This is a genomic window from Streptomyces vilmorinianum (assembly GCF_005517195.1).
In the GTDB taxonomy this organism is placed as follows: domain Bacteria; phylum Actinomycetota; class Actinomycetes; order Streptomycetales; family Streptomycetaceae; genus Streptomyces; species Streptomyces vilmorinianum.
Window position 1 is genome coordinate 2046332 of sequence record NZ_CP040244.1, and the last position, 25852, is coordinate 2072183.

A 25852-nucleotide genomic window follows, 5' to 3' on the forward strand; every position below is an offset into this window, starting at 1 on the left:
GTCCTGCCATGGACCTTGCCTACATTCCCAGCCCGTCGACCGGTGTCCTCCACCTCGGACCGGTTCCGCTGCGCGGCTACGCCTTCTGCATCATCATCGGTGTCTTCGTCGCCGTCTGGTACGGCAACAAGCGCTGGATCGCCCGGGGCGGCAAAGCCGGCACCGTGGCCGACATCGCCGTCTGGGCGGTGCCCTTCGGCCTCGTCGGCGGCCGGCTCTACCACGTGATCACCGACTACCAGCTGTACTTCAGCGAGGGTGAGAACTGGGTCGACGCCTTCAAGATCTGGGAGGGCGGCCTCGGTATCTGGGGCGCCATCGCGCTCGGCGCGGTGGGCGCCTGGATCGCCTGCCGCCGGCGCGGCATCCCGCTGCCCGCCTACGCGGACGCCATCGCCCCCGGCATCGCCTTCGCCCAGGCCATCGGCCGCTGGGGCAACTGGTTCAACCAGGAGCTGTACGGCAAGCCGACCGATCTGCCGTGGGGCCTGGAGATCACCGCGAGCGCGAACCGCGAGGCCGGGGTCTACCACCCGACCTTCCTGTACGAGTCGCTGTGGTGCGTCGGCGTCGCGCTCCTGGTCATCTGGGCCGACCGCCGCTTCAAGCTCGGCCACGGGCGGGCCTTCGCGCTGTACGTCGCCGCGTACTGCACGGGCCGGGCCTGGATCGAGTACATGCGGGTCGACGAGGCGCACCACGTGCTCGGCCTGCGTCTGAACGTCTGGACGTCGATCGTCGTCTTCCTCCTGGCCGTCACCTACATCGTCGTCTCGTCGCGCGTCCGTCCGGGCCGGGAAGAGATCGTCGAGCCGGAGACGGGCAAGGGCAAGGCCCCCGAGGCCGTCGCCGACGCCGAGACCGAGACCGAGACCGAGGGCGACGACGCGCCCGCGGCCGAGGCCGTCGAGCCCGTCGAGGACGCCGTCCCGGATGCGGTCGAGGACGCGTCGACGGGCTCTGACCAGCCCGCCAGCAACGGTGCCGACAAGAGCTGACCAGGATGCCGAAAGGGCCGCCCGGGACGATCGTCCCGGGCGGCCCTTTCGCATGCGTCAGGCTCTGGCCGCCAGCGTCAGGACGCGGCGGGCGCCCTCCACCACCGCCGCGTCGACGAAGCGGCCGTCCGGGAGGGCCAGGGCGCCCTCCTGCGCCTCCGCCGCCTTGACGACCTCCTCGGCCGCGGCGACCTCGTCGGGCGTGGGCAGATACGCCTGCTCGATGACCGGGAGCTGGCGGGGGTGGATCGCCGCCCGTCCCAGGAAGCCCAGCGCGCGGCCCCGCGCGCAGCTGGCCGCCAGACTGTCCAGGTCGCGGATGTCGGGGTGGACCGACTGGGCCGGCGGCGGGAGGGCCGCCGCGCGGGCGGCGACCACGAGACGGCTGCGCGGCCAGTCGAGGCCGCTGTCGTCCCGTACGCCCAGATCGGCGCGGAGATCCGCCTCGCCGAGGGCGATGCCGTGGACCGCCGGGTGGGCGGAGGCGATGGCGTACGCCCGCTCGACGGCGAGGGCGTTCTCCAGGAGGGGGTAGAGCGGAACGCCGGGGACCGCTTCGGCGATCCGGTGGATGTCAGTGGCGTGTGTCACCTTGGGGACACGGAATCCGCCGAGGCCGGGGAGGGGCGCCAATGAGGGGATGTCGCGTGCCGAGTGGATACGGACATGGACCGGTACGGGAGGGGGGTCGGCGAGCAGGTCGACGGTGGCGGCCAGGGCGTAGGCCTTGCGGTCCGGCGCCACCGCGTCCTCCAGATCGACGATCACCACGTCCGCGCCCGAGACCAGGGCCTTGCCGACGACGGAGGGGCGGTCCCCGGGGGCGTACAGCCAGGTGAGGGGGAAGGTCATACGGCTCCTTCGCCGCGCAGGGCGCCGATCTCGGCGGGGGTGAGGCCGAGTTCGGTGAGGACCTCGGCCGTGTCCGCGCCGTGCGGCCGGCCGGCCCAGCGGATCGCGCCGGGGGTCTCGGAGAGCCGGAAGAGGACGTTCTGCATGCGGATCGGGCCCAGTTCGGGGTCGGGGACCTTCGTGACGGTGTCCAGGGCGCGGTACTGCGGATCGGTCATCACGTCCCGGATGTCGTAGACGGGGGCGATCGCCGCCTCCGCCTTCTCGAAGGCGGCCATGGCCTCGTCCCGGGTGTGGCGGGCGATCCAGGAGCCGACGGCCTCGTCGAGGACGTCCGCGTGCGCGGCCCGGCCCGTGCCGTCGGCGAACCACGGCTCGTCGATCAGCTCGGGGCGTCCGACCAGCCGCATCACGCGTTCGGCGATCGACTGGGCGGAGGTCGACACGGCGACCCAGGAGTCGTCGGCCGTGCGGTACGTGTTGCGGGGGGCGTTGTTGCGGGAGCGGTTGCCGGTGCGGGGCTGGACGTAACCGAGCTGGTCGTACCAGAGGGGGTGGGGCCCGATGACGGAGAGCATCGGTTCGATGATCGCCATGTCGACGACCTGGCCGCGGCCGGTGGTGGTCCTGGCGGTGAGCGCGGTCATCACCGCGTACGCCGTCGCCAGGGCGGCGATCGAGTCGGCCAGACCGAAGGGGGGAAGCGTGGGCGGGCCGTCCGGTTCGCCGGTGATCGCGGCGAAGCCGCTCATCGCCTCGGCGAGGGTGCCGAAGCCGGGACGGTGGGAGTACGGGCCGAACTGGCCGAAGCCGGTGACCCGGGCCAGGACCAGCTCCGGGTTGACGGTGGACAGTTCCTCCCAGCCGAGGCCCCAGCGTTCGAGGGTGCCGGGGCGGAAGTTCTCCACGATCACGTCGGCGTCGGCGGCGAGACGCAGGAGGGTGTCGCGGCCGCCGTGGGTGGAGAGATCGAGGGTGATGGTCCGCTTGTTGCGGCCCAGGACCTTCCACCACAGACCGACGCCGTCCTTGGCGGGGCCGTGGCCGCGGGACGGGTCGGGCTTGCGGGGGTGCTCGATCTTGATGACGTCGGCGCCGAAGTCGCCGAGCATCATCGCGGCGAGAGGCCCGGCGAAGAGCGTGGCGAGGTCGAGGACGCGCAGACCGTGGAGGGGCGGTGTGCTGTCGGGGGTACGGGTCATACGGCGTCGACCTCCTGGCCGTCGAGGGAGTCGTGGGCCGCGTCGATCTCCGAGCGGTACGGCATCGAGGACGAGGCGCCCTCGTGCTGGACGGAGAGCGCGGCGGCGGCCGAGGCCCAGGCCAGGGCCTCGCGGACGGGCCGGCCCTCGCCGAGGGCGACGGCGAGCGCGCCGACGAAGGTGTCGCCCGCCGCGGTGGTGTCCACGGCGCGGACGCGGGGGGCGGGCACGGTGAACGGCTCGCTGCCGCGGGCGGCGTGGAGGCTGCCGGCCGCGCCGAGGGTGATGACCACCTCGGGTACGTGGGTGAGCAGCGCGGCGGCGGCTTCGTGCGGGTCGGCGATGCCGGTGAGCGCGGCGGCCTCGTGCTCGTTGGGGACCAACAGATCGGTGGCGGCGAGCAGTTCGGGGGGCAGCGGCTGGGCGGGGGCGGGTGTGAGGACCGTACGGACGCCGAGGCGGCGGGCGGTGACGGCGCCCTCGGTGACGACGGAGAGGGGGAGTTCGAGCTGGAGGAGCAGGGTGTCGGCGGTGGCGATGAGGGCCTCGTCGCCGTGGTCGAGGGCGGTGACGGTGCCGTTGGCGCCGGGGACGACGACGATCGCGTTGCCGCCCTCGTCGTCCACGACGATGTGGGCGGTGCCGGAGGGGCCTTCGGCGGTGCGCAGGAGGTCGGTGTCGATGCCGGCGCCGTCGAGGGCGGCCCGGAGCCGTACGCCGAAGTCGTCGGTGCCGACCGCGCCGATCACCGCCACGTCGGCGCCGGCCCGGGCGGCGGCGACGGCCTGGTTCGCCCCCTTGCCGCCGGGGATCGTACGGAACTCCCGGCCGGTGACGGTCTCCCCGCGCGCGGGGGCCCGCGACACGAAGGCGACGAGGTCCATGTTGGTGCTGCCGAGCACCACGATGCTGGTCATGGGCGTACTGCCTCCAGGTACGTCAGTTCGGCGAGGGTGTCGAAGCCGATGCCGTCGAAGGACGGGATCGAGGTCGAGAGCCGGTTCTTGAGGGGGGCGATCCAGCGCTCGGGCAGCCGGTCGGGGTGGCCGGCGAGCAGACCGGCGACGGAGCCGGCGGTGGCGCCGTTGGAGTCGGTGTCCCAGCCGCCGGAGACCGCGGCGCAGATGGAGCGGGAGAAGTCGCCGTCGGCATGGGTGAGCGCGGCGGCGAGAAGGGCGGCGTTGGGGACGGCATGGACCCAGTGATACCGGCCGAGGGTGGTGTGGAGCCGGTCCACGACCGCGTCGAAGTCACGGGTGGCGCGGGCGGATTCGATGCCGAGGCGGACGGCGTCGGCGAGGCGGGAGTGCGGGGGGATCACGGAGAGCCCGGTGGCGAGGGCCCGATGGACGTCGGCGGTGCCGGTGGCGGCGGTGGCGATCGTCGCGGCGACGTACATGGCGCCGTAGACGCCGTTCGCGGTGTGGGTGAGCGCCGCGTCCCGGTACGCCTGCGCGGCGGCGGCCTGCGGGTCGCCCGGGTGCGTCCAGCCGTGGACGTCGGCCCGGATCTGGGCGCCGATCCACTCGCGGAAGGGGTTGCGGTGGACGGCGGTCAGCGGGGGTTCGACGCCGTCGAGGAGGTTGCGGTAGGCGACGCGCTCGGCCGTGAAGGTGCGGCCGGCGGGGAGTTCGTCGAGCCAGAGGCGGGCGACGTCGGCGGTGGTGAAGTCGCGGCCGTAGCGCTGGAGGAGGAGCAGGTTGAGGAGGGGGTAGTTGAGGTCGTCGTCCTCGGGCATCCCGTCGATGTTCTCGGCGAGCGAGGTGGCGGCGGACCGGCGGTTCCAGGGGTGGGCGTCGAGCAGCTCGGGCGGCACGCCGCGGGCGGTGAACCAGGAGGAGAGGGGCCAGTTGCCGGCGGCGCGGGCGAGGGCGCGGATGGCGGGGAGGGGCAGCTTCTCGACGGGCTTACCGAGAAGACACCCGGCGGCACGCCCGAGCCAGGCGGCGTGCAGCGCGTCGCGGAGGGGTGTTGCTCCCCCCACCCCGCCCCTCCCCGAAACCCTGACGGGACCGGGGGCCCCGCCCCCATCCCCCGGGACCCGCGGCGCTCCGCGCGCGGGTGTGGTGGACGGGCCGGGGCGGTCGGCCCCAGAGGCGGCGGGGGGTCGCAGCGCTTCGTGTGCGTGGCCTGGAGAGGGGGCGCCTGGCGCTTCGTGGCTTGGCGACGGGGGTTCGGGGGCGGAGCCCCCGGTCCCGTCAGGGTTTCGGGGAGGGGCGGTGTGGGGGGTCGTTGCTGTTCGGATGGAGGGCAAGGACGTGGGTTCCTCGGGGGACAAGGGGCTGGGGAGCGCCGACAGCTCGTCCAGGAGGCGTTCCGCCAGGGCGCGGAGGTCCGGGCGGGGGGGCATGGACGCGCCGGCCGCCAGGGGCGCGGGGTGGCCGCCGGCCGCGTGCCAGGCCGTGGCGATCGCGGAGGCGTCGCGGCCGTCCTCCGCCGCCTGGCGGAGTTCGTGGCCCACGAGGTCCTCCGGCTGGACCCAGGTGACGCGCAGGTTCATCGGGCCGCGCTCGTCAGGGCCGCGTACGCCGACTCGTGCGCCCGGCGCCGGGCCGTGTCGCGGGCGAAGACCTCGTGCGCGACAGCCGCCAGCGCGTGCGCCGGAGCGTGCAGGTCCAGCCGGCTCGCCTCCGCCACGTGCTTCGCCCAGTCCGACGGGACGGCGGATTCCCCCCGGAGCGCGCCCACCAACGCCCCCGCCATCGTCGCGATCGAGTCGCAGTCCCGGCCGTAGTTGACCGAGCCCAGGACCGTACGCCGGAAGTCGCCCGCCCCGACCAGCAGCATCCCCAGCGCGATCGGGAGCTCCTCGATCGCGTGCAGCCGCGACGGGCGGCGCGCGCCCAGCGACGGCGCGCGGTAGTCAGGGCCCACCGTGTCGAACGGCGCCACCGCCCTGCGCAGGGGCGCGAGCGCGGTCTCGAAGTCCGTGTGCCCGGACGCGACTTCGCACACCGACTCGATCGCCGCGCGCGTGCCGTCCTTCGCCAGGGAGAGAGCGGTGGAGACGACGGAATCCGGCGTCGCCCCGGGCACGCACGCCGCCGCCACCGCCGCCGCGAAGACGCCCGCCGCCTCCCGTCCGTAGGACGACTGATGGGGCGCGGCGACATCCAGCGCTTCCGCGTACGCGCCCTGCGGGTTCGCCGCGTTGACCAGCCCGACCGGCGCCATGTACATCGCCGCCCCGCAGTTGACGATGTTTCCGCTGCCCGCCTCGCGCGGGTCGACATGGCCGTAGTGGAGGCGGGCCACCAGCCACTTCTCCGCCAGGAAGACGCGGTGGAGGGGGAGGGTCTCGGTTTCGAGCTCGGGAATCCAGCGAGGCGTGGTGAGCAGGTCGGGGACCAGATGGTCCGCCACCGCGTACGCGTCGAGGTGGTCGCGGACCTTCTCGTACACCCTGATCAGGGCGTGGGTCATCAAGGTGTCGTCGGTGACGTGCCCGTCGCCCTTGTGGTACGGCGCGATGGGGCGTGCCGTGCGCCAGGCGTCGCCGTTCCAGGGGCCGACGATGCCGGTGACCCGGCCGCCGTGGCGTTCCAGGATCTGCTCGGGGGCGTAGCCCTCGACGGGGCCGCCGAGGGCGTCGCCGACGGCGGCCCCGAGGAGACTTCCGGTGATCCGGTCATCCAGTGTGGGTGTGGGGGTCATGTCGGAATTGTCCACCCTGGGTGGTCAGTTCCGTGTCTCCGAGGAGCCCGGCGAGTTCGACGAGATCCGTGCCGGCGAGGCGGGGGAGCGCGCAGCCGGCGAGCCTGCGGCAGGCATCGCGCCAGGTGGCGGGGATGGAGTCGGCGCCGCCGAGCGCTCCGGTGAGCGCGCCCGCGAGCGCCGGGGCGGAGTCCGCGACACGCGAGAGGCAGGCGGCGGCGGGTACGGCGGCGGAGACCTCGCCGCGCGCGGCGGTGGTCAGGGCCAGGGCGACGGGGATCGTCTCGGCGGCGGCGATGCCGTAGCTGTAGACGTGGTCGACGATCTGGTGCTCCAGGAGGGGCACGAGTTCGAAGGCGCTGGTCGCGTCCTGGGCCATCTTCACGGCCTGCTGGGCGTTGCGGCCGATCTCGGTGGTGGGCGGGAGTTGGGCGAGGGCCGCCTCGACGGCCTCGTCGACCGTGGCGCCGCCGAGGGCCGCGGCGACGGCGGCGGCCATCGCCCGGGCGCCGTGGACGCCGTCGCCGTCCTGGGTGTACCGCGCGTCGAACTCGGCGAGTTCGGCGGCGGAGACAGGGTCACCGGGGTGGACGAGGGCGAGCACGGCGGCGCGGACGCAGGCGGCGTCGTCGAAGTAGTGCGGGTTGTCGTGGCCGGTGGCGGGCGGGCGCAGTCCGGTGGCGAGATTGCCGAGGCCCGCGCGGACGGAGATCCGGGCGCGGAGAGGGAGGACGGCGGACTCCACCTCGGGCGCGCGGTCGGAGGCGGCGGCGATCTGGCTCGCGAGGGAGTTCCAGGCGAGGTCGACGGCGGCGCGGAGGCGACGCTCCGGGGGGAGGGTGGCGAAGAGAGGGCCGTCGGCGGCGAGGACGGCCTCGGCGGTGAAGACCGCCCACTCGGCGTCGTCGGAGGGGCCGAGGCGGAGGGGCTCGGGGGGCTGGTTGAGGGCGATGGGGACGGGGAGGGTGGTGGTGGCGTTCTGCTCGGCGAAGGTGTCGAGTTCGCGGGTGAGGCGGCGGGTCCATTCGGGCATACGGGCGGCGCGGTGGCGGGCCGCGGGCCAGCCCGCCGCGTCGCCTGCGGCGAGGCCGAGCAGAAGACCCTCGACGGCCTCGCGCCTTGCCTGGACGCCCGGTCTTGGGGTGGGCCCCAGGCCCCCGTGGGCGCCGGTCTTGGCCGGGGCGCCGCGCTCGTGGGCTGTGCCCACCCGTTGCGCCCCAGCGGAACAGATGCCCACAGCGGCAGCGGGGGCAGGGGTGGGGGTGGGAGCGGGGCGGGTGCCCACGGCGGCAGCGGGGGCAGTAGTGGCGGGGTAGCAGGCAGCAGGGGCGGTGGCGGAGCCGTACGCCTGGTGAGTGGGGTTCGGCGCGCTCATGCCGCTTCCTCCTCGTCCGACGTCAGCAGGTCCGCGATGTCCAGGACGTGGTAGCCCCGCATCGACGGGAGACAGCTGCCCGTCACCGGGGCGATGGCCGTCGCCCATTCCCGGGGGATCGCCGAGACGCCCGAGGCCGCTCCGGCGAGCGCGCCCGCGACCGCCGCCGTGGTGTCGGCGTCGCGGCCCATGTTGACCGCGGTCAGGACCGCCGTACGGAAGTCGCCGCGGGCCGCCGCGAACGCGCCGAAGGCCAGGCCCACCGCCTCCGGGGCCAGGTCCGTCCACGGGTAGCCGCCGATGACGACCGCCGAGCGGACCGTCCGCTCGCGCACCAGCGGGTCCGGCTCCACCCGCTGCGCCGCGACCACCGCGCGGCGCAGCGAGCGGGCCGTCCAGGAGTCCATCGGGACCACCGAGAGGGCCGCCGCGATGACCGAGGTCACCGACGCGCCGCCCATCGCCGCCGCGACGCCCGCCGCGACCGCCTGGCCGCCGTAGATGCCCTCGCCGTCATGGCTGACGCTGCCGTCGATGGCGACCAGCCGGGCCGCCTCCGACGGGCGGCCGGCCGCGAAGACCCCGAAGGGCGCGGCCCGCATCGCCAGGCCGTCCGACCACGCGTGGCGGTGCTGGGCCGAGATGGGCGCCGCGAGGCCCCGCCGGAGGTTCTCCAGGGTTCCGCGCTCCGAGAAGCCCGCGCCCCGGAAGGGGCCCTCGTCCAGGTCCGCGATCCAGTGGTGCCACGCCCGTTCCACATGCTGGACGGTCAGCGCCGAGCCGTGCCGGGCGAGCAGCAGTCCCGAGAAGATCGCGTACTCGGTGTCGTCCGTGCCGGCCGGGCTGTCCGTCACGAAGCCCTCGATCCGGCCCCAGCGGCGCCGGATCTCCGACGGGCGCATGTTCTCGGCGGGTGCGCCGAGCGCGTCGCCGACCGCGAGGCCGAGCAGCGCGCCCCTGGCGCGCTCGCGCGTATCGCATGCAATCGTTCCCGTCCCGCTCTCCATCTCGCACCCCTTTCACGGTTCCTGAATCTGTGCCACATCAGGGAGGCGAAGTCGTCGCAGAAACGTCACTGTCACCCGGCTGACACCCCATCGGAAGGGCAAGGTCAGCCTTACTAAGTACGGCCTGCCTTGCTGGCGCGCCCCTTACATCGCGCGTATTTTCGGGGGTGTTGGGGGCGGCGGGTGCAACCCGGCCCGCCGGAGGAACAGGGGAGAAGCATGTCCATCATCGAAGTCCACGCGCCACTGCACGAGGCCCACCGCGACAACCACACGCACCGCGACGTGAACGGCGGCTGGCTGCGCCCCGCGGTCTTCGGCGCCATGGACGGACTGGTCTCCAACCTCGCCCTGATGACCGGTGTCGCCGGTGGCGCGGTCTCGCAGCAGACCATCGTCATCACCGGCCTCGCCGGACTCGCGGCGGGCGCCTTCTCCATGGCGGCCGGCGAGTACACCTCCGTCGCCTCGCAGCGCGAGCTCGTCCAGGCGGAACTGGACGTCGAGCGCCGCCAGTTGCGCAAGCACCCCATCGACGAGATGGAGGAGCTCGCCGCCCTGTACGTGTCCCGCGGTGTCGAGCCCGCGCTCGCCCGCGAGGTCGCGATGCAGCTCTCCCGGGACCCGGACCAGGCGCTGGAGATCCACGCCCGCGAGGAGCTGGGCATCGACCCCGACGACCTTCCGTCGCCGGTGATCGCCGCGGTGTCGTCGTTCGGCTCGTTCGCGCTCGGCGCGCTGCTTCCCGTACTGCCGTATCTGCTCGGCGCGACCGCGCTGTGGCCGGCCGTGCTGCTCGCGCTGCTCGGGCTCTTCGCCTGCGGTGCGCTGGTGGCCCGGGTGACGGCCCGCAGCTGGTGGTTCAGCGGGCTGCGCCAGCTCGTCCTCGGCGGGGCCGCGGCCGCCGTCACGTACGGGCTCGGCATGCTCTTCGGGGCCGCGCTCTGACCTCGTAGCCCTACCCGGAAGGCCCTCGCCCTGCGGCGGGGGCCTTCTTCGCGCATGCTTGCTGTGACGTATATCCCCTGGGCGGATGGACCGCTCCGGTGAGACACTATGCACAGCGCAACATATGTAGCCGTTACTCGGCGGTTTCGAATCCTTAACCACCGGGCATGAGGCGTAAGCGCCGCGGGCAATGAGGCTCGCTCTGCGACGGGTCGTCCGACCCCCAAGATCAACCTGTCCACATGTGAACCAACGTGTGAACCGACGCCACCGCTCCGTGTCAGCGGTGTCCGCATGCTGGAATGAGCTATCCGTTCTTCGAGAAGCCAGCCATCATGTAACCTGCACGAAATTTCGCGGAGGGCCAACGTCGTCCCTCGGCAGCTGCATATGCCACGACGACGACGGGAGAGCCGATGCGTTCCGACGCCTGGTCGCCCATGGACGGTCGCCCCGCTCCGCAGGGGATGTACGACCCCCGTAACGAACACGACGCCTGTGGTGTCGGGTTCGTGGCCACCCTCACCGGTGTAGCCAGCCATACGCTGGTCGAGCAGGCGCTGACCGTACTGCGCAACCTCGAGCACCGCGGCGCCACCGGCTCCGAGCCCGACTCCGGCGACGGCGCCGGCATCCTGTTCCAGGTCCCCGACGCCTTCCTGCGCGAGGTCACCGACTTCGACCTTCCCGAGGCCGGCGCGTACGCCGTCGGTATCGCGTTCCTCCCTGCCGACGGCTCCGCACAGGCCGTCTCGCAGATCGAGACGATCGCGGCCGAGGAGAAGCTGAACGTCCTCGGCTGGCGCGAGGTCCCCGTCGCCCCCGAGCTCCTCGGCGCCTCCGCCCGCTCCACCATGCCGGTCTTCCGCCAGCTCTTCGTCGCCGACGGCGAGAACACGGGCATCGCCCTCGACCGCAAGGCGTTCGTGCTGCGCAAGCGCGCCGAGCGCGAGGCCGGGACGTACTTCCCGTCGCTCTCCGCCCGCACCATCGTCTACAAGGGCATGCTGACCACCGGCCAGCTGGAGCCCTTCTTCCCGGACCTGTCGGACCGCCGCTGCGCCACCGCCGTGGCCCTGGTCCACTCCCGGTTCTCCACCAACACCTTCCCGAGCTGGCCGCTGGCCCACCCGTACCGCTTCGTCGCGCACAACGGCGAGATCAACACGGTCAAGGGCAACCGCAACTGGATGGTGGCCCGCGAGTCCCAGCTCGTCTCCGACCTCTTCGGCGACGGCGAGCTCGACCGCATCTTCCCCGTCTGCACGCCGGACGCCTCCGACTCCGCCTCCTTCGACGAGGTCCTGGAACTGCTGCACCTCGGCGGGCGTTCGCTGCCGCACTCGGTCCTGATGATGGTCCCCGAGGCGTGGGAGAACCACGACTCCATGGACCCGGCCCGGCGCGCCTTCTACCAGTACCACTCCACGATGATGGAGCCCTGGGACGGCCCGGCCTGTGTCACCTTCACCGACGGCGTCCAGGTCGGCGCGGTCCTCGACCGCAACGGTCTGCGCCCCGGCCGCTACTGGGTCACCGACGAGGGCCTCGTCGTCCTCTCCTCCGAGGTCGGCGTCCTCGACATCGACCCCGCCAAGGTCGTCCGCAAGGGCCGCCTGCAGCCCGGCAAGATGTTCCTCGTCGACACCGCCGAGCACCGGATCATCGAGGACGACGAGATCAAGGCCGGTCTCGCCGCCGAGAAGCCGTACGCGGAGTGGCTGGAGACCGGCGAGATCGAGCTCTCCGACCTCCCCGAGCGCGAGCACATCGTGCACACCCACGCCTCGGTCACCCGCCGCCAGCAGACCTTCGGCTACACCGAGGAAGAGCTCCGCGTCATCCTCGCCCCGATGGCCCGCCTGGGCGCCGAGCCGATCGGCTCCATGGGCACGGACTCGCCGATCGCGGCCCTGTCCGAGCGCCCCCGGCTGCTCTTCGACTACTTCACCCAGCTCTTCGCGCAGGTCACCAACCCGCCGCTCGACGCCATCCGCGAAGAGCTGGTGACGAGCCTGCGCTCCTCGCTGGGCCCGCAGGGCAACCTCCTGGAGCCGACCGCGGCCTCCTGCCGCAGCGTCACCCTGCCCTTCCCGGTGATCGACAACGACGAGCTGGCCAAGCTCATCCACATCAACGCCGACGGCGACATGCCCGGCATGAAGGCCGCGACCCTGTCCGGCCTGTACCGGGTCTCCGGCGGCGGCGACGCGCTCGCCGCCCGCATCGAGGAGATCTGCGCCGAGGCCGACGCGGCGATCGAGGGCGGCGCCCGCCTGATCGTCCTGTCCGACAGGCACTCCGACGCCGAGCACGCGCCGATCCCGTCGCTGCTGCTCACCGCGGCCGTCCACCACCACCTCATCCGCACCAAGCAGCGCACCCAGGTGGGCCTGCTCGTCGAGGCCGGCGACGTCCGCGAGGTCCACCACGTGGCCCTCCTCATCGGCTACGGCGCCGCCGCCGTCAACCCGTACCTGGCGATGGAGTCCGTCGAGGACCTGGTCCGCGCCGGCACCTTCATCGAGGGCCTGGAGCCCGAGCAGGCCATCCGCAACCTGATCTACGCCCTCGGCAAGGGCGTCCTCAAGGTCATGTCCAAGATGGGCATCTCGACCGTCGCCTCCTACCGCGGCGCCCAGGTCTTCGAGGCCGTCGGCCTCGACGCGGCCTTCGTCGAGAAGTACTTCAACGGCACGGCCACCAAGATCGGCGGCGCCGGTCTCGACGTCGTCGCCAAGGAGGTCGCCTCCCGCCACGCCAAGGCGTACCCCGCCTCCGGCGTCCCCTCCGCGCACCGCGCGCTGGACATCGGCGGCGAGTACCAGTGGCGCCGCGAGGGCGAGCCGCACCTGTTCGACCCGGAGACCGTCTTCCGCCTGCAGCACGCCACGCGCAACAAGCGGTACGACATCTTCAAGAAGTACACGGACCGGGTGAACGAGCAGTCCGAGCGCCTGATGACGCTCCGCGGCCTGTTCGGCTTCTCCACGGACCGCGAGCCGATCTCCCTCGACGAGGTCGAGCCGGTCTCCGAGATCGTCAAGCGCTTCTCGACCGGCGCCATGTCGTACGGCTCCATCTCCCGCGAGGCGCACGAGACCCTCGCCATCGCCATGAACCAGCTGGGCGGCAAGTCCAACACCGGTGAGGGCGGCGAGGACCCGGACCGCCTCTACGACCCGGCGCGCCGCTCCTCCATCAAGCAGGTCGCCTCCGGCCGCTTCGGTGTGACGAGCGAGTACCTGGTCAACGCGGACGACATCCAGATCAAGATGGCCCAGGGCGCCAAGCCCGGCGAGGGCGGCCAGCTGCCCGGCCACAAGGTCTACCCGTGGGTCGCCAAGACCCGGCACTCCACCCCGGGTGTCGGCCTGATCTCCCCGCCGCCGCACCACGACATCTACTCCATCGAGGACCTGGCTCAGCTGATCCACGACCTCAAGAACGCCAACCCGGCCGCGCGTATCCACGTGAAGCTGGTGTCGGAGGTCGGTGTCGGCACCGTCGCCGCGGGTGTCTCCAAGGCGCACGCGGATGTCGTCCTCATCTCCGGCCACGACGGCGGTACGGGCGCCTCGCCGCTCACCTCGCTGAAGCACGCGGGCGGCCCCTGGGAGCTCGGTCTCGCCGAGACCCAGCAGACCCTGCTGCTCAACGGCCTGCGCGACCGGATCGTCGTCCAGACCGACGGCCAGCTCAAGACCGGCCGTGACGTCGTCATCGCCGCGCTGCTCGGCGCCGAGGAGTTCGGTTTCGCGACCGCGCCGCTCGTCGTCTCCGGCTGCGTCATGATGCGCGTCTGCCACCTGGACACCTGCCCGGTCGGCATCGCCACCCAGAACCCGGTCCTGCGCGACCGCTTCTCCGGCAAGCCCGAGTTCGTCGTCAACTTCTTCGAGTTCATCGCCGAGGAGGTCCGCGAGATCCTCGCCGAGCTGGGCTTCCGTACGCTCGAGGAGGCCGTCGGCCACGCCGAGCTGCTCGACACCAGCCGGGCCGTGACCCACTGGAAGGCGCAGGGCCTGGACCTGGCCCCGCTCTTCCACGTGCCCGAGCTGCCCGAGGGCGCGGTCCGCCACGCCCTGATCGAGCAGGACCACGGTCTGGAGAAGGCCCTCGACAACGAGCTGATCCAGCTCGCCGCCGAGGCGCTGGGCGCGTCCTCCGCCGAGGAGGCCCAGCCGGTCCGCGCCCAGGTCGCGATCCGCAACATCAACCGGACGGTCGGCACCATGCTCGGCCACGAGGTGACGAAGAAGTTCGGCGGCGCCGGTCTGCCCGCCGACACCATCGACATCACCTTCACCGGCTCCGCCGGCCAGTCGTTCGGCGCCTTCCTGCCGGCCGGTGTCACGCTCCGCCTGGAGGGCGACGCCAACGACTACGTCGGCAAGGGCCTCTCCGGCGGCCGTGTCATCGTCCGCCCGGACCGTGGCGCCGACCACCTGGCCGAGTTCTCCACCATCGCGGGCAACACCATCGCGTACGGCGCGACCGGCGGCGAGCTCTTCCTGCGCGGCCGCACCGGCGAGCGCTTCTGCGTCCGCAACTCCGGCGCGCTGGTCGTCTCGGAGGGCGTGGGCGACCACGGCTGCGAGTACATGACCGGTGGTACGGCGGTCGTCCTCGGCGAGACGGGCCGCAACTTCGCGGCCGGCATGTCGGGCGGCGTCGCGTACGTCGTCGACCTCGACCGGGACAACGTCAACTCCGGGAACCTGGGGGCGATCGAGGCCCTGTCGGACTCCGACCGGGAGTGGCTGCACGACGTCGTGCGCCGCCACCAGGAGGAGACCGGCTCGACCGTCGCCGAGAAGCTCCTTGCCGACTGGTCCGCGAACGTGGACCGCTTCAGCAAGATCATCCCGACCACGTACAAGGCCGTGCTCGCCGCCAAGGACGCCGCTGAGCTCGCCGGTCTCTCCGAGCAGGAGACCACCGAGAAGATGATGGAGGCGGCGACCAATGGCTGACCCCAAGGGCTTCCTGACCACCGGGCGCGAGGTCGCCAAGACCCGTCCGGTGGGCGAGCGAGTCAAGGACTTCAACGAGGTCTACGTTCCCGGCTCCCTGCTGCCGATCATCAGCAAGCAGGCCGGCCGCTGCATGGACTGCGGCATCCCGTTCTGCCACAACGGCTGCCCGCTCGGGAACCTCATCCCCGAGTGGAACGACTACGCCTACCGCGAGGACTGGACGCAGGCGTCCGAGAGGCTGCACGCCACGAACAACTTCCCGGAGTTCACCGGCCGTCTGTGCCCGGCTCCGTGCGAGGCCGCGTGCGTGCTCGGCATCAACCAGCCGGCCGTCACCATCAAGAACGTCGAAGTCTCCATCATCGACAAGGCGTGGGACAGCAACGACGTCAAGCCGCAGGCGCCCGAGCGCCTGTCCGGCAAGACCGTCGCCGTCATCGGCTCGGGCCCGGCGGGTCTCGCCGCCGCCCAGCAGCTGACCCGGGCCGGCCACACGGTCGCCGTGTTCGAGCGCGCCGACCGCATCGGCGGCCTGCTGCGCTACGGCATCCCCGAGTTCAAGATGGAGAAGCGGCACATCAACCGCCGTATCGAGCAGATGCGCGCGGAGGGCACCAAGTTCCGCACGGGCGTCGAGATCGGCCGCGACATCACCGCGACGGACCTGCGCAAGCGGTACGACGCCGTCGTCATCGCCGCCGGTGCGACCACCGCCCGCGACCTGCCCGTCCCGGGCCGGGAGCTGAACGGCATCCACCAGGCGATGGAGTACCTGCCGCTCGCCAACAAGGTCGTCGAGGGCGACTTCGTGACCCCGCCGATCACGGCCGAGGGCAAGCACGTGGTCGTCATCGGCGGCGGCGACACCGGCGCGGACTGCGTGGGCACCGCCCACCGCCAGGGCGCGGCCTCGGTCACGCAGCTGGAGATCATGCCGCGTCCGGGCGAGGAGCGCAGCGCCGGCCAGCCGTGGCCGACCTTCCCGATGCTCTACAAGGTCACCTCGGCGCACGAGGAGGGCGGCGAGCGGGTCTACTCCGTCTCCACCACCCACTTCGAGGGCGACGAGGACGGGAACGTCCAGTTCCTGCACCTGGTCGAGGTCGAGTTCGTCGACGGCAAGCTGACGCAGAAGCCGGGCACGGAGCGCAAGATCCCGGCGCAGCTGGTCACGCTCGCGATGGGCTTCACGGGTACGGACGTGGAGAACGGCCTGGTGGCGCAGTTTGGTCTGGACCTGGACGAGCGGGGTAACATCGCCCGTGACGCGGACTTCGCCACCAACGTGGGTGGCGTGTTCGTGGCCGGTGACGCGGGTCGCGGTCAGTCGCTGATCGTCTGGGCGATCGCCGAGGGCCGCTCGGCGGCGCGCGGAGTCGACCGCTTCCTGACGGGCGCGAGCGACCTCCCGGCCCCGATCCGCCCGACGGACCGTGCTCTGACGGTCTGACGCACCACCCCCAAGAACGTCCCGTACAACGACGTACGGAACTGAGCGCGGCGCCCCCCGAATGTCCCCGACCGGACGACTGGGTGGGCGCCGCGGCGCGTCCGGGGGCATCCGGGGGCGGGGGCGCGGTGTCCCGGGGCGGGGGTCGTCGGCTCTATTGACTAATAGTCAAATACGCAGGAGTGTCTCTGCCATCAGCCGCCGCCCGTCGTCCCCGGGAGGACACGTGAGCAGCACCGCGTACGAGCACCTCGGCCAGGAGCTGGCCGCCCAGCCGCCCCCCTCCGTACGGGAGCTGGCACCCGAACACGCGCAGATCCTCGCCGACGCCCTGCGCAAGGAGCGCGAGACGCGGGCCTCCGGGCTCGAGGAGGCCGCCGAAGAGGCGCTCAAGCTCGTTCCCGCCCTCGCCCGCGGACCCGTCCGCCGGATCCTCTTCAAGTGAGGTGACCTTCATGGACACGCTCCGCAACAGGGCCGAGACCGAGAAGATCGCCGCCCTCCTCGGCGAGGAGCCGCAGCGCCTGGACTTCCTGGGCACCCTGCCCGCCGAGGACCTGCGACGGCTGCGCGAGCAGGCCTCGGCCGCGCTCTTCGACGGGCAGCCCGAGATGCTCGACCGGATCGCGAAGGCCACCAGGCTCGTGCCCGCCGCGGTCGCCGCCGCCATCTCGCAGAAGGCGCTCGGACCCCGGCTCGCCGCCGCCGTCGCCGGGAGACTGGAGCCCGCCCGGGCGGCCGACATCATCGACAAGCTGCCTGTCGCCTTCACCGCCGAGTCCTGCGCCCATCTCGACCCGCGCCGGATCTCCGGGATCGTCGACCGCCTCGACGAGGACCTGACGGTACGCATCGCCGTCGCCCTCGCCGAACGCGGCGACCACCTCACCATGGGCCGCTTCGTCGGCCATCTGCGGGACTCCGCCCTCGAACGGATCCTGCCGCAGATCCCCGACGCGGCCGTGCTGCGCACCGGCTACGCCGTCGACATGCCCCAACGGCTCGGCCGCGTCGTCGAGTTGATGGGCGAGGAGCGGCTGGAGCAGGTCATCGGAGCGGCGAGCGCCCACGGGCTCTGGCCCGAGGCCCTGGCCGTCGCCGGACTGGTCTCCGGCGAGCAGCGCGCCCGGATCGCCTCGCTCGCCGCCCGCCGGCCGCAGGACGAACTCGACTCCCTGGTACGGACCGTGGCCGCGCAGGACCTGTGGGAATCGCTGCTCCCGCTGGTCGCCCTCCTGGAGGCGGAGGAGCGCAGGGCCGTCGCCGTCCTGCCGTCCCTGCGCGACGGCGACGTGCTGGAGCGAGTCGTCCAGGCGGTGGTGGCGACGGCCCTGTGGGCGGAGTTCCTGCCCCTGGTCGAGCTGCTCCCGGAGGACTCCCGTACGACCGTCGCCGCCGCCGCGGCCCGCCTCACGGACGCGGAGCTCGACGCCCTGGCCCGCGAGGTGGACAAGCAGGACCTGTGGGACCTGGTCCTGCCCCTGGTGGAGCTCATGGACGACGAGGGCCGGCAGCGGATCTTCGCCCTGCCCGCCTTCCAGGACCAGCGGACGACCTAGCACTACTGCGTGCTCATCCGATGCGGGTGCGACGGGTCGGCCGGGCAGACGAAAGCCCGGTACTCGTCGCGCGCCGCGCTGATTCCCGTCGGCCCGTGCGGGGAGGGTGGCCGCCCTCCGTTCCAGGCGTCCTGCGCCTCGTCGTACGGCACCCAACTCCGCGCGCCTCCATCGGAGTCGATCGTCAGCAGCAGCCGCATCTCCGCCCCGCAGGCGCCGCAGCGCACCCGCATGAGATCCGTCCGGTGCCAGGAGTCCCAGCCGCCGATCTTCCAGCCCGGCGCGAGGGACAGGTCGTACTGGTAGCAGGGCGCCGCCTCCCCGATCCGTTCCTGGAGGGCGTCCTCCCAGGCCTCGATCCGCTCGACCAGCTCCGCGGGAAGGTAGTCCGCGAAGGGGTGGTCGACGACCTGCTCGGGGAACAGCACGCACGGATTCGGCAGATACTCCTCGCGCTCCACGACCGCCGGCCCCGGCTGCACCGACAGCTGCTCCGTCACGTCCGCGGCCCGTCGCCAGTGCAGACGCGTCGAGGGGCCGTAGTCGTTGAAGGACGCGTCGTCATGCCCGGTGAACGGACACCACAGCACCTGGAGCAGATCCGCCCCGGGCGGCGCGAAGGGCCCCAGGTCCGGAACGTCCCGGACGTAGAACTGCGCGAGCGCGAGCAGCGGCAGCGCGGACCCGTCGTGCCGGTCCGGCCGAACTCCCGGCACCCGGCCGTGTTCCGCGCACACCGGCCACGTCTCGTCCGCCGGCCACAGCAGCGGTCCGCCCACCGAGCTGTCGGCCGCCGTCGGCGTGCCCGGCCGCGGATGCAGCAGTGTCGCCGTGCGGGCATACGCCTTCAACTCGGGGAAGGGGATGGTGATGTCGAGCGGACGGTACGGAGTCGTGGGCTTCACCCGCACCACGCTAGACGTCCGCCCGCCACGCGTGATCACGTACCCTCGGCAGTCCGTACGGGATGAGGGAGGGGAGCCCTTCGTGGCCCTGAGTCTGCGCAAGGTCGAGGAGTCCGCACCGGCACTCGTGAACCTCTACAAGACGGCGGGGGTCTGCCTGCGGAAGCGCGGCATGAGCGGGCAGCGCGTCGCCGTCTATCTCGTGCTGGACTACTCGGGTTCGATGAAGCCGTACTACCAGGACGGCAGCGTCCAGGCGCTGGCCGACCGGGTCTTGGGGCTCTCGGCCAACCTGGACGACGACGGGCGGGTGCCGGTGGTGTTCTTCTCCACCGACATCGACGCCGAGACCGACATCGAACTCGCCGACCACCAGGGGCGGATCGACCGGATCGTCGCCGGTCTCGGCCACATGGGCAAGACCAGCTACCACCTGGCGATGGACGCGGTCATCGACCACTACCTCGACAGCGGGGCCACCGCGCCCGCGCTCGTCGTCTTCCAGACCGACGGCGGGCCGATCAACAAGCTCGCCGCCGAGCGGTATCTGTGCAAGGCGGCGAAGCTGCCGATCTTCTGGCAGTTCGTGGGCTTCGGCGACCCGGGCAGCCGCCAGTTCGAGTTCCTGCGCAAGCTCGACGAGTTGGCCGTCCCCGCCAAACGGCCCGTCGACAACGCCGGCTTCTTCCACGCCGGGAAGGACCCGCGCCGGGTCCCGGACGCGGAGCTGTACGACCGGCTCGTCGCCGAGTTCCCGACCTGGCTGTCCGCGGCCCGCGCCCAGTCCATCGTGCGCTCCTGATAAATCCGTGGCCGCGGCCGATCCGCCCGGGCGATAGTGCTCGCATGGCATCCCTGGTGAGACATGTGACGATCGACAGTTCCGACGCGTACGCCCTGGCCACGTTCTGGGCCGCGGCGCTGGACTCCAAGGTGTCCGACGAGGACCAGCCCGGGGACGAGGAGGCGCTGGTCGAGACGCCCGGCGCGGGCATCCTGTTCGTGACCGTGCCCGAGAAGAAGTCGGTCAAGAACCGCATCCACCTCGACATCCAGCCGCAGGACCGCACCCGTGACCAGGAGGTGGAGCGGCTGCTCGCCCTCGGCGCCACGCTGGTCGGCGACCACCGGCGCGAGGGCGGTCTGGGGTGGGTGACGCTGGCCGACCCCGAGGGCAACGAGTTCTGCGTGGAGTGCAGCGACGCGGAACGCGGGGCGTAATCCGGACGCCGGTTGTCGGGTATCCGGTGTTCCCTGGAACCATGGGACACACCGAGACAACCATGACCTGGTCGGCCTTCGAGACCGCCGAGCCCGAGCTCGCGGAGACGGTACGGGAGCGCTACGGGCGGTACACGCATCACGTCCTCGGGACGCTGCGGAAGGACGGCTCGCCCCGGCTCAGCGGCATCGAGGCGGACTTCCGCTTCGGCGAGCTCTGGCTCGGCATGATGCCGCACTCGCGCAAGGCGCTCGATCTGCTGCGCGACGCGCGCTTCTCGCTGCTCGCCAACCCGGGTGCCGGGACGGACATGGGCGGCGGGGACGTCCGGCTCTCGGGGCGGGCGGTCGAGATCACCGACATGGAGACGCTGGAGCGGTACGCGGAGGACGTCGGCATGCCGCTGCCGTTCCACGTCTTCCGGGTGGAGCTGACCGAGGTGGTGCGGATCTTCGTCGACGGTGACGACCTGGTCGTCCGCACCTGGTCGCCGGGGCGGCCGGTGCGGACGATCCGGCGCGGTACGGACGACAGTCCGCCGCGCGAGGAGTCATGAGCCGCCGTACGTCTCGACGACCCGGGCCCGGCACTGCGCCGGGGTGCCCCAGGCGTCCCGCAGGGGGCGGGCCTTGCGCAACCAGAGGGAGAGGTCGAGCTCCTCGGTGTAGCCGACGGCGCCGTGGATCTGCAGGGCGGTACGGGCGGCGGCGTACGCGGCCTCGCCGGCCGTGACCTTCGCGGCGGCGAGATCGGTGCTCGCGAAGGTGAGCGCCGCTCCGAACAGCAGGGGCCGGGCGAACTCCAGGCCGATCAGCGTGTCCGCGAGCCGGTGCTTGACCGCTTGGAACGACCCGATCGCCGTCCCGAACTGCGTGCGCTGCTTGGCGTACGCCACGGTCCGGTCGAGCAGCGTGAGCCCGACGCCGAGGGCCTGTGCGGCGGTCGCCAGCATGGCCCAGTCCTGGGCGTGCGCGACGGCCGCGGCCACGGCGGGCCCGGTCGCCAGCAGCTCCCCGCCGGGCGCGGGCCGCGCGAGCCGCCGCGCGGGGTCGGCGGAGGCGCGCACGGGCCCGTGCGCGGCCGCGATCCGCAGCTGGTCGCCGTCGACGACGAGGGTGACGCCGGCGACGTCCGCGTCGAGCGCGTACCCGAAGGCCTGCGGACCTCTGTTCCGCCCCCCTCCGTCCCCGGGTTGTGGGTCAGCGTCCCACGGGCCGGTGCCCTCCCCCTCCCCGGGTTGTGGGCCGGCGTCCCACGGGCCGGTGCCCTCCCCCTCCCCGGGTTGTGGGCCGGCGTCCCACGGGGCGGTGCCCTCCCCCTCCCCCTCCCCGGGTTGTGGGCAATCGTCCCGCTGGGCGGGACGGGTGGGCACAACCCACGACGGCGCCGCACCCGTGGGTACCGCAGGCACGGGGAGCCTGGGCCCGGCAAGGGCGCCGTCCGTTGTGCCCACCCGTTCCGCCCCAGCGGAACAGTTGCCCACAACGGGGGTGGCGGAGGTGGGGGTGGGGTCCGCCCCGGCGGGGCGAGTGGTCACGACGGGGGTCGCTCCAGGGGAGGGGGGCGTCAGGGTCGCCGTCGTGTCGCCCGAGGCCAGGGCCGGGAGCAGGCGCTTCGCGGGGCCCGGCTCGCCCCGGCGGGCCAGGTCCGTGAGGAGCGCCGCCGCTGCCACCGTCTCCACCACCGGCCCCGGCACCCCGTGGCGGCCCAGTTCGAGGAAGGCCACGGCCAGTTCGACGGGGAGCGGGCCCAGCCCCTCGTACGGCTCCGGGACCGCGAGCGCGAAGACGCCCGCCTCCGCGAGGCGCGCCCACAGCGCGAGGCCCGGCCCCGGGTCGCCCGCAGCCCACGCCCGTATCGCCGTCGGCGTGTCCGCGGCCGTCAGCATCGCGTCCAGGGAGCGGCCGAAGTCCCGCTGTTCGTCCGTGAGCAGAAACCTCATCAGCGGCGGCCCTTCGGCAGGCCGAGCAGCCGCTCGGCGATGATGTCGCGCTGGATCTCGTTCGTGCCCGCGTAGATCGGGCCCGCGAGGGAGAAGACGTACCCCTCGCCCCACGCGCCGTCCGCCGCCGACTCCGCCTCCCCGCCCAGCAGATCGAGCGCGGTCTCGTGCAGCGCGATGTCGTACTCCGACCAGAAGACCTTGTTCAGGCTCGACTCCGCCCCGATCGTCGCCCCCGCCGCGAACCGCGCCGCCCCGCCCGCCGTGAACAGCTGGTACGCCCGCGCCCCGATCACCGCGTCCGCGACCCGGTCCCGCAGCCCCCGGTCCTCGCCGGTCTCGCGCCAGAGCCGTACGAGCCGGTCCGCGGCGGCCAGGAAGCGGCCGGGGGAGCGGAGCATGAGCCCGCGCTCGTTGCCGGTCGTGGACATCGCGATCCGCCAGCCCTGCCCCGGCTCCCCGATCACGTCCTCGTCGGGCACGAAGACCTCGTCGAGGAAGAGCTCGGCGAAGGCGGGCCTGCCGTCGAGCCGCCCGATGGGCCGGACGCTCACGCCCGGCGCCCGCAGGTCGAACATCAGATACGTCAGGCCCCGGTGCGGGCGGTCGGCGTCCGGGTCCGTACGGAAGATGCCGAAGGCCCGGTCGGCGAAGGCCGCGCGCGAGGACCAGGTCTTCTGCCCGGACAGCAGCCAGCCTCCCGTCGTCCGTACCGCCCGTGAGGTCAGCGAGGCCAGGTCCGAGCCGGACTCGGGCTCGGACCACGCCTGCGCCCAGACGACCTCGCCGGTCGCCATCGACGGCAGGACCCGGGCCCGCTGCTCCTCGGTGGCATGGTCGAACAGGGTCGGGGCGAGCAGGTTGATGCCGTTCTGCGAGACACGGCCCGGTGCCCCCGCCGCGTAGTACTCCTCCTCGAAGACCAGCCAGCGGACGAGATCGGCGCCCCGGCCCCCGTACCGCTCGGGCCAGGAGACGACCGACCAGCGGTCGGCGGCCAGCTCCGCCTCCCAGGCGCGATGGGCGGCGAAACCCTCCTCGGTCTCCAGGGAGGGCAGCGGCTCGTCCGGGACATGGGAGCGGAGCCAACTCCGTGCCTGTGCGCGGAAGTTCTCCTCGTCCGCCGTGTACGAGAGGTCCATCGGGCATCCTTCCCTAACAAGTGTTTGGTAGGTTAACGTACGGCCATGAGCAGCGCCACGAGCAGCGTCGAGGAGTTCCGCGCCGAGATACGCGCCTGGCTGCGGGCCCACCTCCGTGGCGAGTTCGCCGCCCTGAAAGGCCGTGGCGGACCCGGCAGGGAACACGAGGCGTTCGCCGGACGCCTCGCCTGGGAGCGGCACCTGGCGGCCCACGACTGGACCTGCGTCGGCTGGCCCGAGCGGTACGGCGGCCGCGGCGCGAGCATCGAGGAGCAGATCGCCTTCCACGAGGAGTACGCCCTCGCCGACGCCCCCGCCCGCGTCAACCACATCGGCGAACAGCTCCTCGGCCCCACCCTCATCGCCCACGGCACCGAGGAGCAGAAGGCCCGCTTCCTGCCCCCGATCCGGGCCGTCCGGGAGCTGTGGTGCCAGGGCTACAGCGAACCCGGCGCCGGCTCCGACCTCGCCGCCGTCCGCACCCGGGCCACCCTCGACGGCGACACCTGGGTCGTCGACGGCCAGAAGATCTGGACCTCGCTCGCCCACGAGTCCCAGTGGTGCTTCGTCGTCGCCCGCACCGAACCCGGGTCGAAGCGGCACGCCGGACTCTCGTACCTCCTCGTCCCCATGGACCAGCCGGGCGTCGAGGTCCGGCCGATCGTGCAGCTCACCGGCACCAGCGAGTTCAACGAGGTCTTCTTCGACGGCGCGCGGACGGACGCCGCGAACGTCGTCGGCGAGCCCGGCGACGGCTGGCGGATCGCGATGGCCACCCTCGGCTATGAGCGAGGCGTCTCCACCCTCGGCCAACAGGTCGGATTCCGCCGCGAGTTGGAAGGCCTCATCGCCCTCGCCCGGCGCAACGGAGCCCTCGCCGACCCCCTCGTCCGCGACCGTCTCGTGAAGGCCTGGACCGGCCTCCAGGCCATGCGGGAGGGCGCCCGGCGCGGCACGGAACCCTCCATGGCCAAGCTGTACTGGTCCCACTGGCACCGCGACCTCGGCGAACTCGCCATGGACATCCGCGGCGCCGCCGCCACGATCGTCGCGGCCGAACCGTACGAACTCGACGAGTGGCAGCGGCTGTTCCTCTTCTCCCGCGCCGACACCATCTACGCCGGATCCAGCGAGATCCAGCGCACCATCGTCGCTGAGCGGGTCCTCGGCCTCCCGAAGGAGCCCCGCCCATGACCAGCCCCGCCTACGTCCCCGGACACGGCCTGCTGAACGGCCGTACCGCCGTCATCACCGCCGCCGCCGGAGCCGGCATCGGCGGCGCCACCGCCCGCCGGTTCCTGGAGGAGGGCGCCAGGATCCTCGTCAGCGACGCCCACACCCGCCGCCTCAAGGAGACCGAGGCCGCCCTCGCCGCCGAGTTCGGCGCGGACCGCGTCGACTCGCTCCCCTGCGACGTCACCGACGAGACCCAGGTCCAGGCCCTCTTCGACACCGCCGTACGCCTCCACGGCCGGCTGGACGCCGTCGTCAACAACGCCGGCCTCGGCGGCACCGCCGCACTCGTCGACATGACCGACGAACAGTGGACCCGCGTCCTCGACGTCACCCTCAACGGCACCTTCCGCTGCACCCGCGCCGCCCTGCGCCACTTCGCACGGACCGGGAACGACGGCGGGGTGATCGTCAACAACGCCTCCGTCGTCGGCTGGCGCGCCCAGGCCGGCCAGGCCCACTACGCCGCCGCGAAGGCCGGCGTCATGGCCCTCACCCGCTGCGCCGCGATCGAGGCGGCGGAGTACGGCGTCCGCGTCAACGCCGTCTCCCCGTCCCTCGCCATGCACCCGCACCTGGTCAAGGTCACCTCCGCCGAGCTGCTCGCGGACCTCACCGCGCGCGAGGCCTTCGGACGCCACGCCGAACCGTGGGAGATCGCCAACGTCATCGTCTTCCTCGCCAGCGGCTACTCCTCGTACATGACCGGCGAGACCGTCTCGGTCAGCAGCCAGCACGCGTAGGACCAGAATGGACGTGTGCCGAACACTCCCAGCAAGAAGAAGACCCAGGTGACCGCCTCGCCCGAGCGGCGCCGAGAACTCCTGGACACCGCGGCCGAGGTGTTCGCCGCCCAGGGATACAACGCCACGACCGTCCGCAAGATCGCCGACGCCGCCGGCATGCTCGCCGGCAGCCTCTACTACCACTTCGATTCCAAGGAATCGATGCTCGACGAGATCCTCTCCACCTTCCTGACCGAGCTGTGGGACGGCTACGACACCGTCCTCGCCGCCGGACTCGGCCCCAGGGAGACCATCGAGGCCCTCGTCACCGAGTCCTTCCGGGAGATCGACCGGCACCGCGCCGCCGTCGCCATCTACCAGAAGGAGTCCCGCCACCTCAGCGCCCAGCCCCGCTTCCACTACCTCTCCGACTCGCAGGTGAAGTTCGAGAAGGCGTGGCTCGGCACACTGGAACGCGGGGTCGAGGCCAAGGTCTTCCGCGCCGACCTCGACGTCCGGCTCACCTACCGCTTCGTGCGCGACACCGTCTGGGTCGCCGCGTCCTGGTACCGCCCGGGCGGACAGCACAGCCCGGACGAGATCGCCCGTCAGTACCTGTCGATGGTCCTGGACGGAATCGCCGTACGCACCTGACCGAC

At 72.6% G+C, this 25852-nt stretch carries 20 protein-coding genes and 3 pseudogenes; 12 read left to right on the plus strand and 11 right to left on the minus strand.

The annotated features are described in order from the left end of the window. Positions 1 to 8: 8 nt before the first annotated feature. Positions 9 to 998, plus strand: coding sequence for a prolipoprotein diacylglyceryl transferase (gene lgt, locus FDM97_RS09555; protein WP_137989972.1), 990 nt, complete (start codon positions 9 to 11; stop codon positions 996 to 998). A 57-nt stretch (positions 999 to 1055) separates the two neighbouring features. On the opposite strand, the gene FDM97_RS09560 is transcribed toward lgt, so the two are convergent. From FDM97_RS09560 to FDM97_RS09590, 7 genes are read right to left on the minus strand one after another with little or no spacing between them, the layout of a single operon-like run. Further along, positions 1056 to 1850, minus strand: coding sequence for an HpcH/HpaI aldolase/citrate lyase family protein (locus FDM97_RS09560; protein WP_137989973.1), 795 nt, complete (start codon positions 1848 to 1850; stop codon positions 1056 to 1058). Then, positions 1847 to 3052, minus strand: coding sequence for a CaiB/BaiF CoA transferase family protein (locus tag FDM97_RS09565; RefSeq protein WP_137989974.1), 1206 nt, complete (start codon positions 3050 to 3052; stop codon positions 1847 to 1849). Before FDM97_RS09565 ends, FDM97_RS09560 begins: the two co-directional genes overlap by 4 nt. After that, a complete protein-coding gene (gene rbsK, locus FDM97_RS09570; protein WP_137989975.1) occupies positions 3049 to 3969 on the minus strand; it encodes a ribokinase in 921 nt (306 codons plus the stop codon). The genes FDM97_RS09565 and rbsK overlap by 4 nt, the downstream gene beginning before the upstream one ends. Then, on the minus strand, positions 3966 to 5552 hold the full coding sequence (locus FDM97_RS09575; protein ID WP_137989976.1) for an ADP-ribosylglycohydrolase family protein: 1587 nt from the start codon (positions 5550 to 5552) through the stop codon (positions 3966 to 3968). The genes rbsK and FDM97_RS09575 overlap by 4 nt, the downstream gene beginning before the upstream one ends. Beyond that, on the minus strand, positions 5549 to 6706 hold the full coding sequence (locus FDM97_RS09580; RefSeq protein WP_137989977.1) for an ADP-ribosylglycohydrolase family protein: 1158 nt from the start codon (positions 6704 to 6706) through the stop codon (positions 5549 to 5551). The genes FDM97_RS09575 and FDM97_RS09580 overlap by 4 nt, the downstream gene beginning before the upstream one ends. Further along, positions 6681 to 8081: an ADP-ribosylglycohydrolase family protein gene (locus FDM97_RS09585; RefSeq protein ID WP_254705545.1), complete on the minus strand. Its 1401-nt coding sequence runs from the start codon at positions 8079 to 8081 to the stop codon at positions 6681 to 6683. Before FDM97_RS09585 ends, FDM97_RS09580 begins: the two co-directional genes overlap by 26 nt. Beyond that, on the minus strand, positions 8078 to 9088 hold the full coding sequence (locus FDM97_RS09590) for an ADP-ribosylglycohydrolase family protein (RefSeq protein ID WP_137989978.1): 1011 nt from the start codon (positions 9086 to 9088) through the stop codon (positions 8078 to 8080). The genes FDM97_RS09585 and FDM97_RS09590 overlap by 4 nt, the downstream gene beginning before the upstream one ends. A gap of 219 nt (positions 9089 to 9307) precedes the next feature. Between FDM97_RS09590 and FDM97_RS09595 the strand changes: the two genes are divergently transcribed. The 5 genes from FDM97_RS09595 to FDM97_RS09615 all read left to right on the plus strand — a co-directional run bounded on the left by FDM97_RS09595 (position 9308) and on the right by FDM97_RS09615 (position 18024). Next, the gene (locus FDM97_RS09595; RefSeq protein ID WP_137989979.1) at positions 9308 to 10036 is read left to right on the plus strand and encodes a VIT1/CCC1 transporter family protein; all 729 of its coding nucleotides are present in this window, start codon (positions 9308 to 9310) and stop codon (positions 10034 to 10036) included. A 416-nt stretch (positions 10037 to 10452) separates the two neighbouring features. Further along, a complete protein-coding gene (gene gltB / locus FDM97_RS09600; protein WP_137989980.1) occupies positions 10453 to 15012 on the plus strand; it encodes a glutamate synthase large subunit in 4560 nt (1519 codons plus the stop codon). Beyond that, on the plus strand, positions 15005 to 16465 hold the full coding sequence (locus FDM97_RS09605) for a glutamate synthase subunit beta (protein WP_137989981.1): 1461 nt from the start codon (positions 15005 to 15007) through the stop codon (positions 16463 to 16465). The genes gltB and FDM97_RS09605 overlap by 8 nt, the downstream gene beginning before the upstream one ends. 226 nt (positions 16466 to 16691) lie before the next feature. Beyond that, complete coding sequence (locus tag FDM97_RS09610) at positions 16692 to 16910, plus strand: hypothetical protein (protein WP_137989982.1); 219 nt, start codon at positions 16692 to 16694, stop codon at positions 16908 to 16910. Between the two features lie 10 nt (positions 16911 to 16920). Then, entirely contained in the window at positions 16921 to 18024 is a 1104-nt protein-coding gene (locus tag FDM97_RS09615; RefSeq protein ID WP_137989983.1) for a hypothetical protein, read from the plus strand. Positions 18025 to 18026: 2 nt separating this feature from the next. On the opposite strand, the gene FDM97_RS09620 is transcribed toward FDM97_RS09615, so the two are convergent. Continuing rightward, positions 18027 to 18929 carry a YwqG family protein gene (locus FDM97_RS09620; protein ID WP_137989984.1) on the minus strand — a complete coding sequence of 301 codons (903 nt, stop codon included), beginning with the start codon at positions 18927 to 18929 and terminating at the stop codon, positions 18027 to 18029. 82 nt (positions 18930 to 19011) lie between these two features. On the opposite strand from FDM97_RS09620, the gene FDM97_RS09625 reads away from it, so the two are divergent. From FDM97_RS09625 to FDM97_RS09635, 3 genes and pseudogenes are all read left to right on the plus strand, one after another. Further along, positions 19012 to 19731, plus strand: a complete 720-nt coding sequence (locus FDM97_RS09625; RefSeq protein ID WP_254705546.1) for a vWA domain-containing protein — start codon at positions 19012 to 19014, stop codon at positions 19729 to 19731. Between the two features lie 44 nt (positions 19732 to 19775). Next, a pseudogene (locus FDM97_RS09630) lies at positions 19776 to 20147 on the plus strand (VOC family protein); the annotation flags it as partial. Positions 20148 to 20191: 44 nt separating this feature from the next. Further along, positions 20192 to 20707 carry a pyridoxamine 5'-phosphate oxidase family protein gene (locus FDM97_RS09635; protein WP_254705548.1) on the plus strand — a complete coding sequence of 172 codons (516 nt, stop codon included), beginning with the start codon at positions 20192 to 20194 and terminating at the stop codon, positions 20705 to 20707. Here FDM97_RS09635 and FDM97_RS35735 read toward each other — a convergent pair. From FDM97_RS35735 to FDM97_RS09650, 3 genes and pseudogenes are all read right to left on the minus strand, one after another. Continuing rightward, a pseudogene (locus FDM97_RS35735) lies at positions 20702 to 21298 on the minus strand (acyl-CoA dehydrogenase family protein); the annotation flags it as partial. The gene FDM97_RS09635 and the pseudogene FDM97_RS35735 sit on opposite strands and share 6 nt — an antisense overlap. A gap of 495 nt (positions 21299 to 21793) precedes the next feature. Further along, a pseudogene (locus tag FDM97_RS09645) lies at positions 21794 to 22093 on the minus strand (acyl-CoA dehydrogenase family protein); the annotation flags it as partial. Beyond that, complete coding sequence (locus FDM97_RS09650) at positions 22093 to 23235, minus strand: acyl-CoA dehydrogenase family protein (RefSeq protein ID WP_137989987.1); 1143 nt, start codon at positions 23233 to 23235, stop codon at positions 22093 to 22095. The pseudogene FDM97_RS09645 and the gene FDM97_RS09650, both read right to left, overlap by 1 nt. A 45-nt stretch (positions 23236 to 23280) precedes the next feature. Between FDM97_RS09650 and FDM97_RS09655 the strand changes: the two genes are divergently transcribed. From FDM97_RS09655 to FDM97_RS09665, 3 genes are read left to right on the plus strand one after another with little or no spacing between them, the layout of a single operon-like run. Further along, the gene (locus FDM97_RS09655; protein WP_137989988.1) at positions 23281 to 24429 is read left to right on the plus strand and encodes an acyl-CoA dehydrogenase family protein; all 1149 of its coding nucleotides are present in this window, start codon (positions 23281 to 23283) and stop codon (positions 24427 to 24429) included. Further along, positions 24426 to 25211 carry an SDR family oxidoreductase gene (locus FDM97_RS09660; RefSeq protein ID WP_137989989.1) on the plus strand — a complete coding sequence of 262 codons (786 nt, stop codon included), beginning with the start codon at positions 24426 to 24428 and terminating at the stop codon, positions 25209 to 25211. The genes FDM97_RS09655 and FDM97_RS09660 overlap by 4 nt, the downstream gene beginning before the upstream one ends. A gap of 15 nt (positions 25212 to 25226) precedes the next feature. Beyond that, positions 25227 to 25847 carry a TetR/AcrR family transcriptional regulator gene (locus FDM97_RS09665; RefSeq protein WP_137989990.1) on the plus strand — a complete coding sequence of 207 codons (621 nt, stop codon included), beginning with the start codon at positions 25227 to 25229 and terminating at the stop codon, positions 25845 to 25847. The last annotated feature ends 5 nt before the right edge of the window (positions 25848 to 25852 follow it).

Coding starts and splice junctions, on each gene's coding strand:
- FDM97_RS09575 (WP_137989976.1), bottom strand. CDS start 5,552: ATGAACCTGCGCGTCACCTGGGTCCAGCCGGAGGACCTCGTGGGCCAC.
- FDM97_RS09605 (WP_137989981.1), top strand. CDS start 15,005: ATGGCTGACCCCAAGGGCTTCCTGACCACCGGGCGCGAGGTCGCCAAG.
- FDM97_RS09590 (WP_137989978.1), bottom strand. CDS start 9,088: ATGGAGAGCGGGACGGGAACGATTGCATGCGATACGCGCGAGCGCGCC.
- FDM97_RS09560 (WP_137989973.1), bottom strand. CDS start 1,850: ATGACCTTCCCCCTCACCTGGCTGTACGCCCCCGGGGACCGCCCCTCC.
- FDM97_RS09580 (WP_137989977.1), bottom strand. CDS start 6,706: ATGACCCCCACACCCACACTGGATGACCGGATCACCGGAAGTCTCCTC.
- FDM97_RS09635 (WP_254705548.1), top strand. CDS start 20,192: ATGGGACACACCGAGACAACCATGACCTGGTCGGCCTTCGAGACCGCC.
- FDM97_RS09650 (WP_137989987.1), bottom strand. CDS start 23,235: ATGGACCTCTCGTACACGGCGGACGAGGAGAACTTCCGCGCACAGGCA.
- FDM97_RS09565 (WP_137989974.1), bottom strand. CDS start 3,052: ATGACCCGTACCCCCGACAGCACACCGCCCCTCCACGGTCTGCGCGTC.
- lgt (WP_137989972.1), top strand. CDS start 9: ATGGACCTTGCCTACATTCCCAGCCCGTCGACCGGTGTCCTCCACCTC.
- FDM97_RS09655 (WP_137989988.1), top strand. CDS start 23,281: ATGAGCAGCGCCACGAGCAGCGTCGAGGAGTTCCGCGCCGAGATACGC.
- rbsK (WP_137989975.1), bottom strand. CDS start 3,969: ATGACCAGCATCGTGGTGCTCGGCAGCACCAACATGGACCTCGTCGCC.
- FDM97_RS09615 (WP_137989983.1), top strand. CDS start 16,921: ATGGACACGCTCCGCAACAGGGCCGAGACCGAGAAGATCGCCGCCCTC.
- FDM97_RS09660 (WP_137989989.1), top strand. CDS start 24,426: ATGACCAGCCCCGCCTACGTCCCCGGACACGGCCTGCTGAACGGCCGT.
- FDM97_RS09595 (WP_137989979.1), top strand. CDS start 9,308: ATGTCCATCATCGAAGTCCACGCGCCACTGCACGAGGCCCACCGCGAC.
- gltB (WP_137989980.1), top strand. CDS start 10,453: ATGCGTTCCGACGCCTGGTCGCCCATGGACGGTCGCCCCGCTCCGCAG.
- FDM97_RS09585 (WP_254705545.1), bottom strand. CDS start 8,081: ATGAGCGCGCCGAACCCCACTCACCAGGCGTACGGCTCCGCCACCGCC.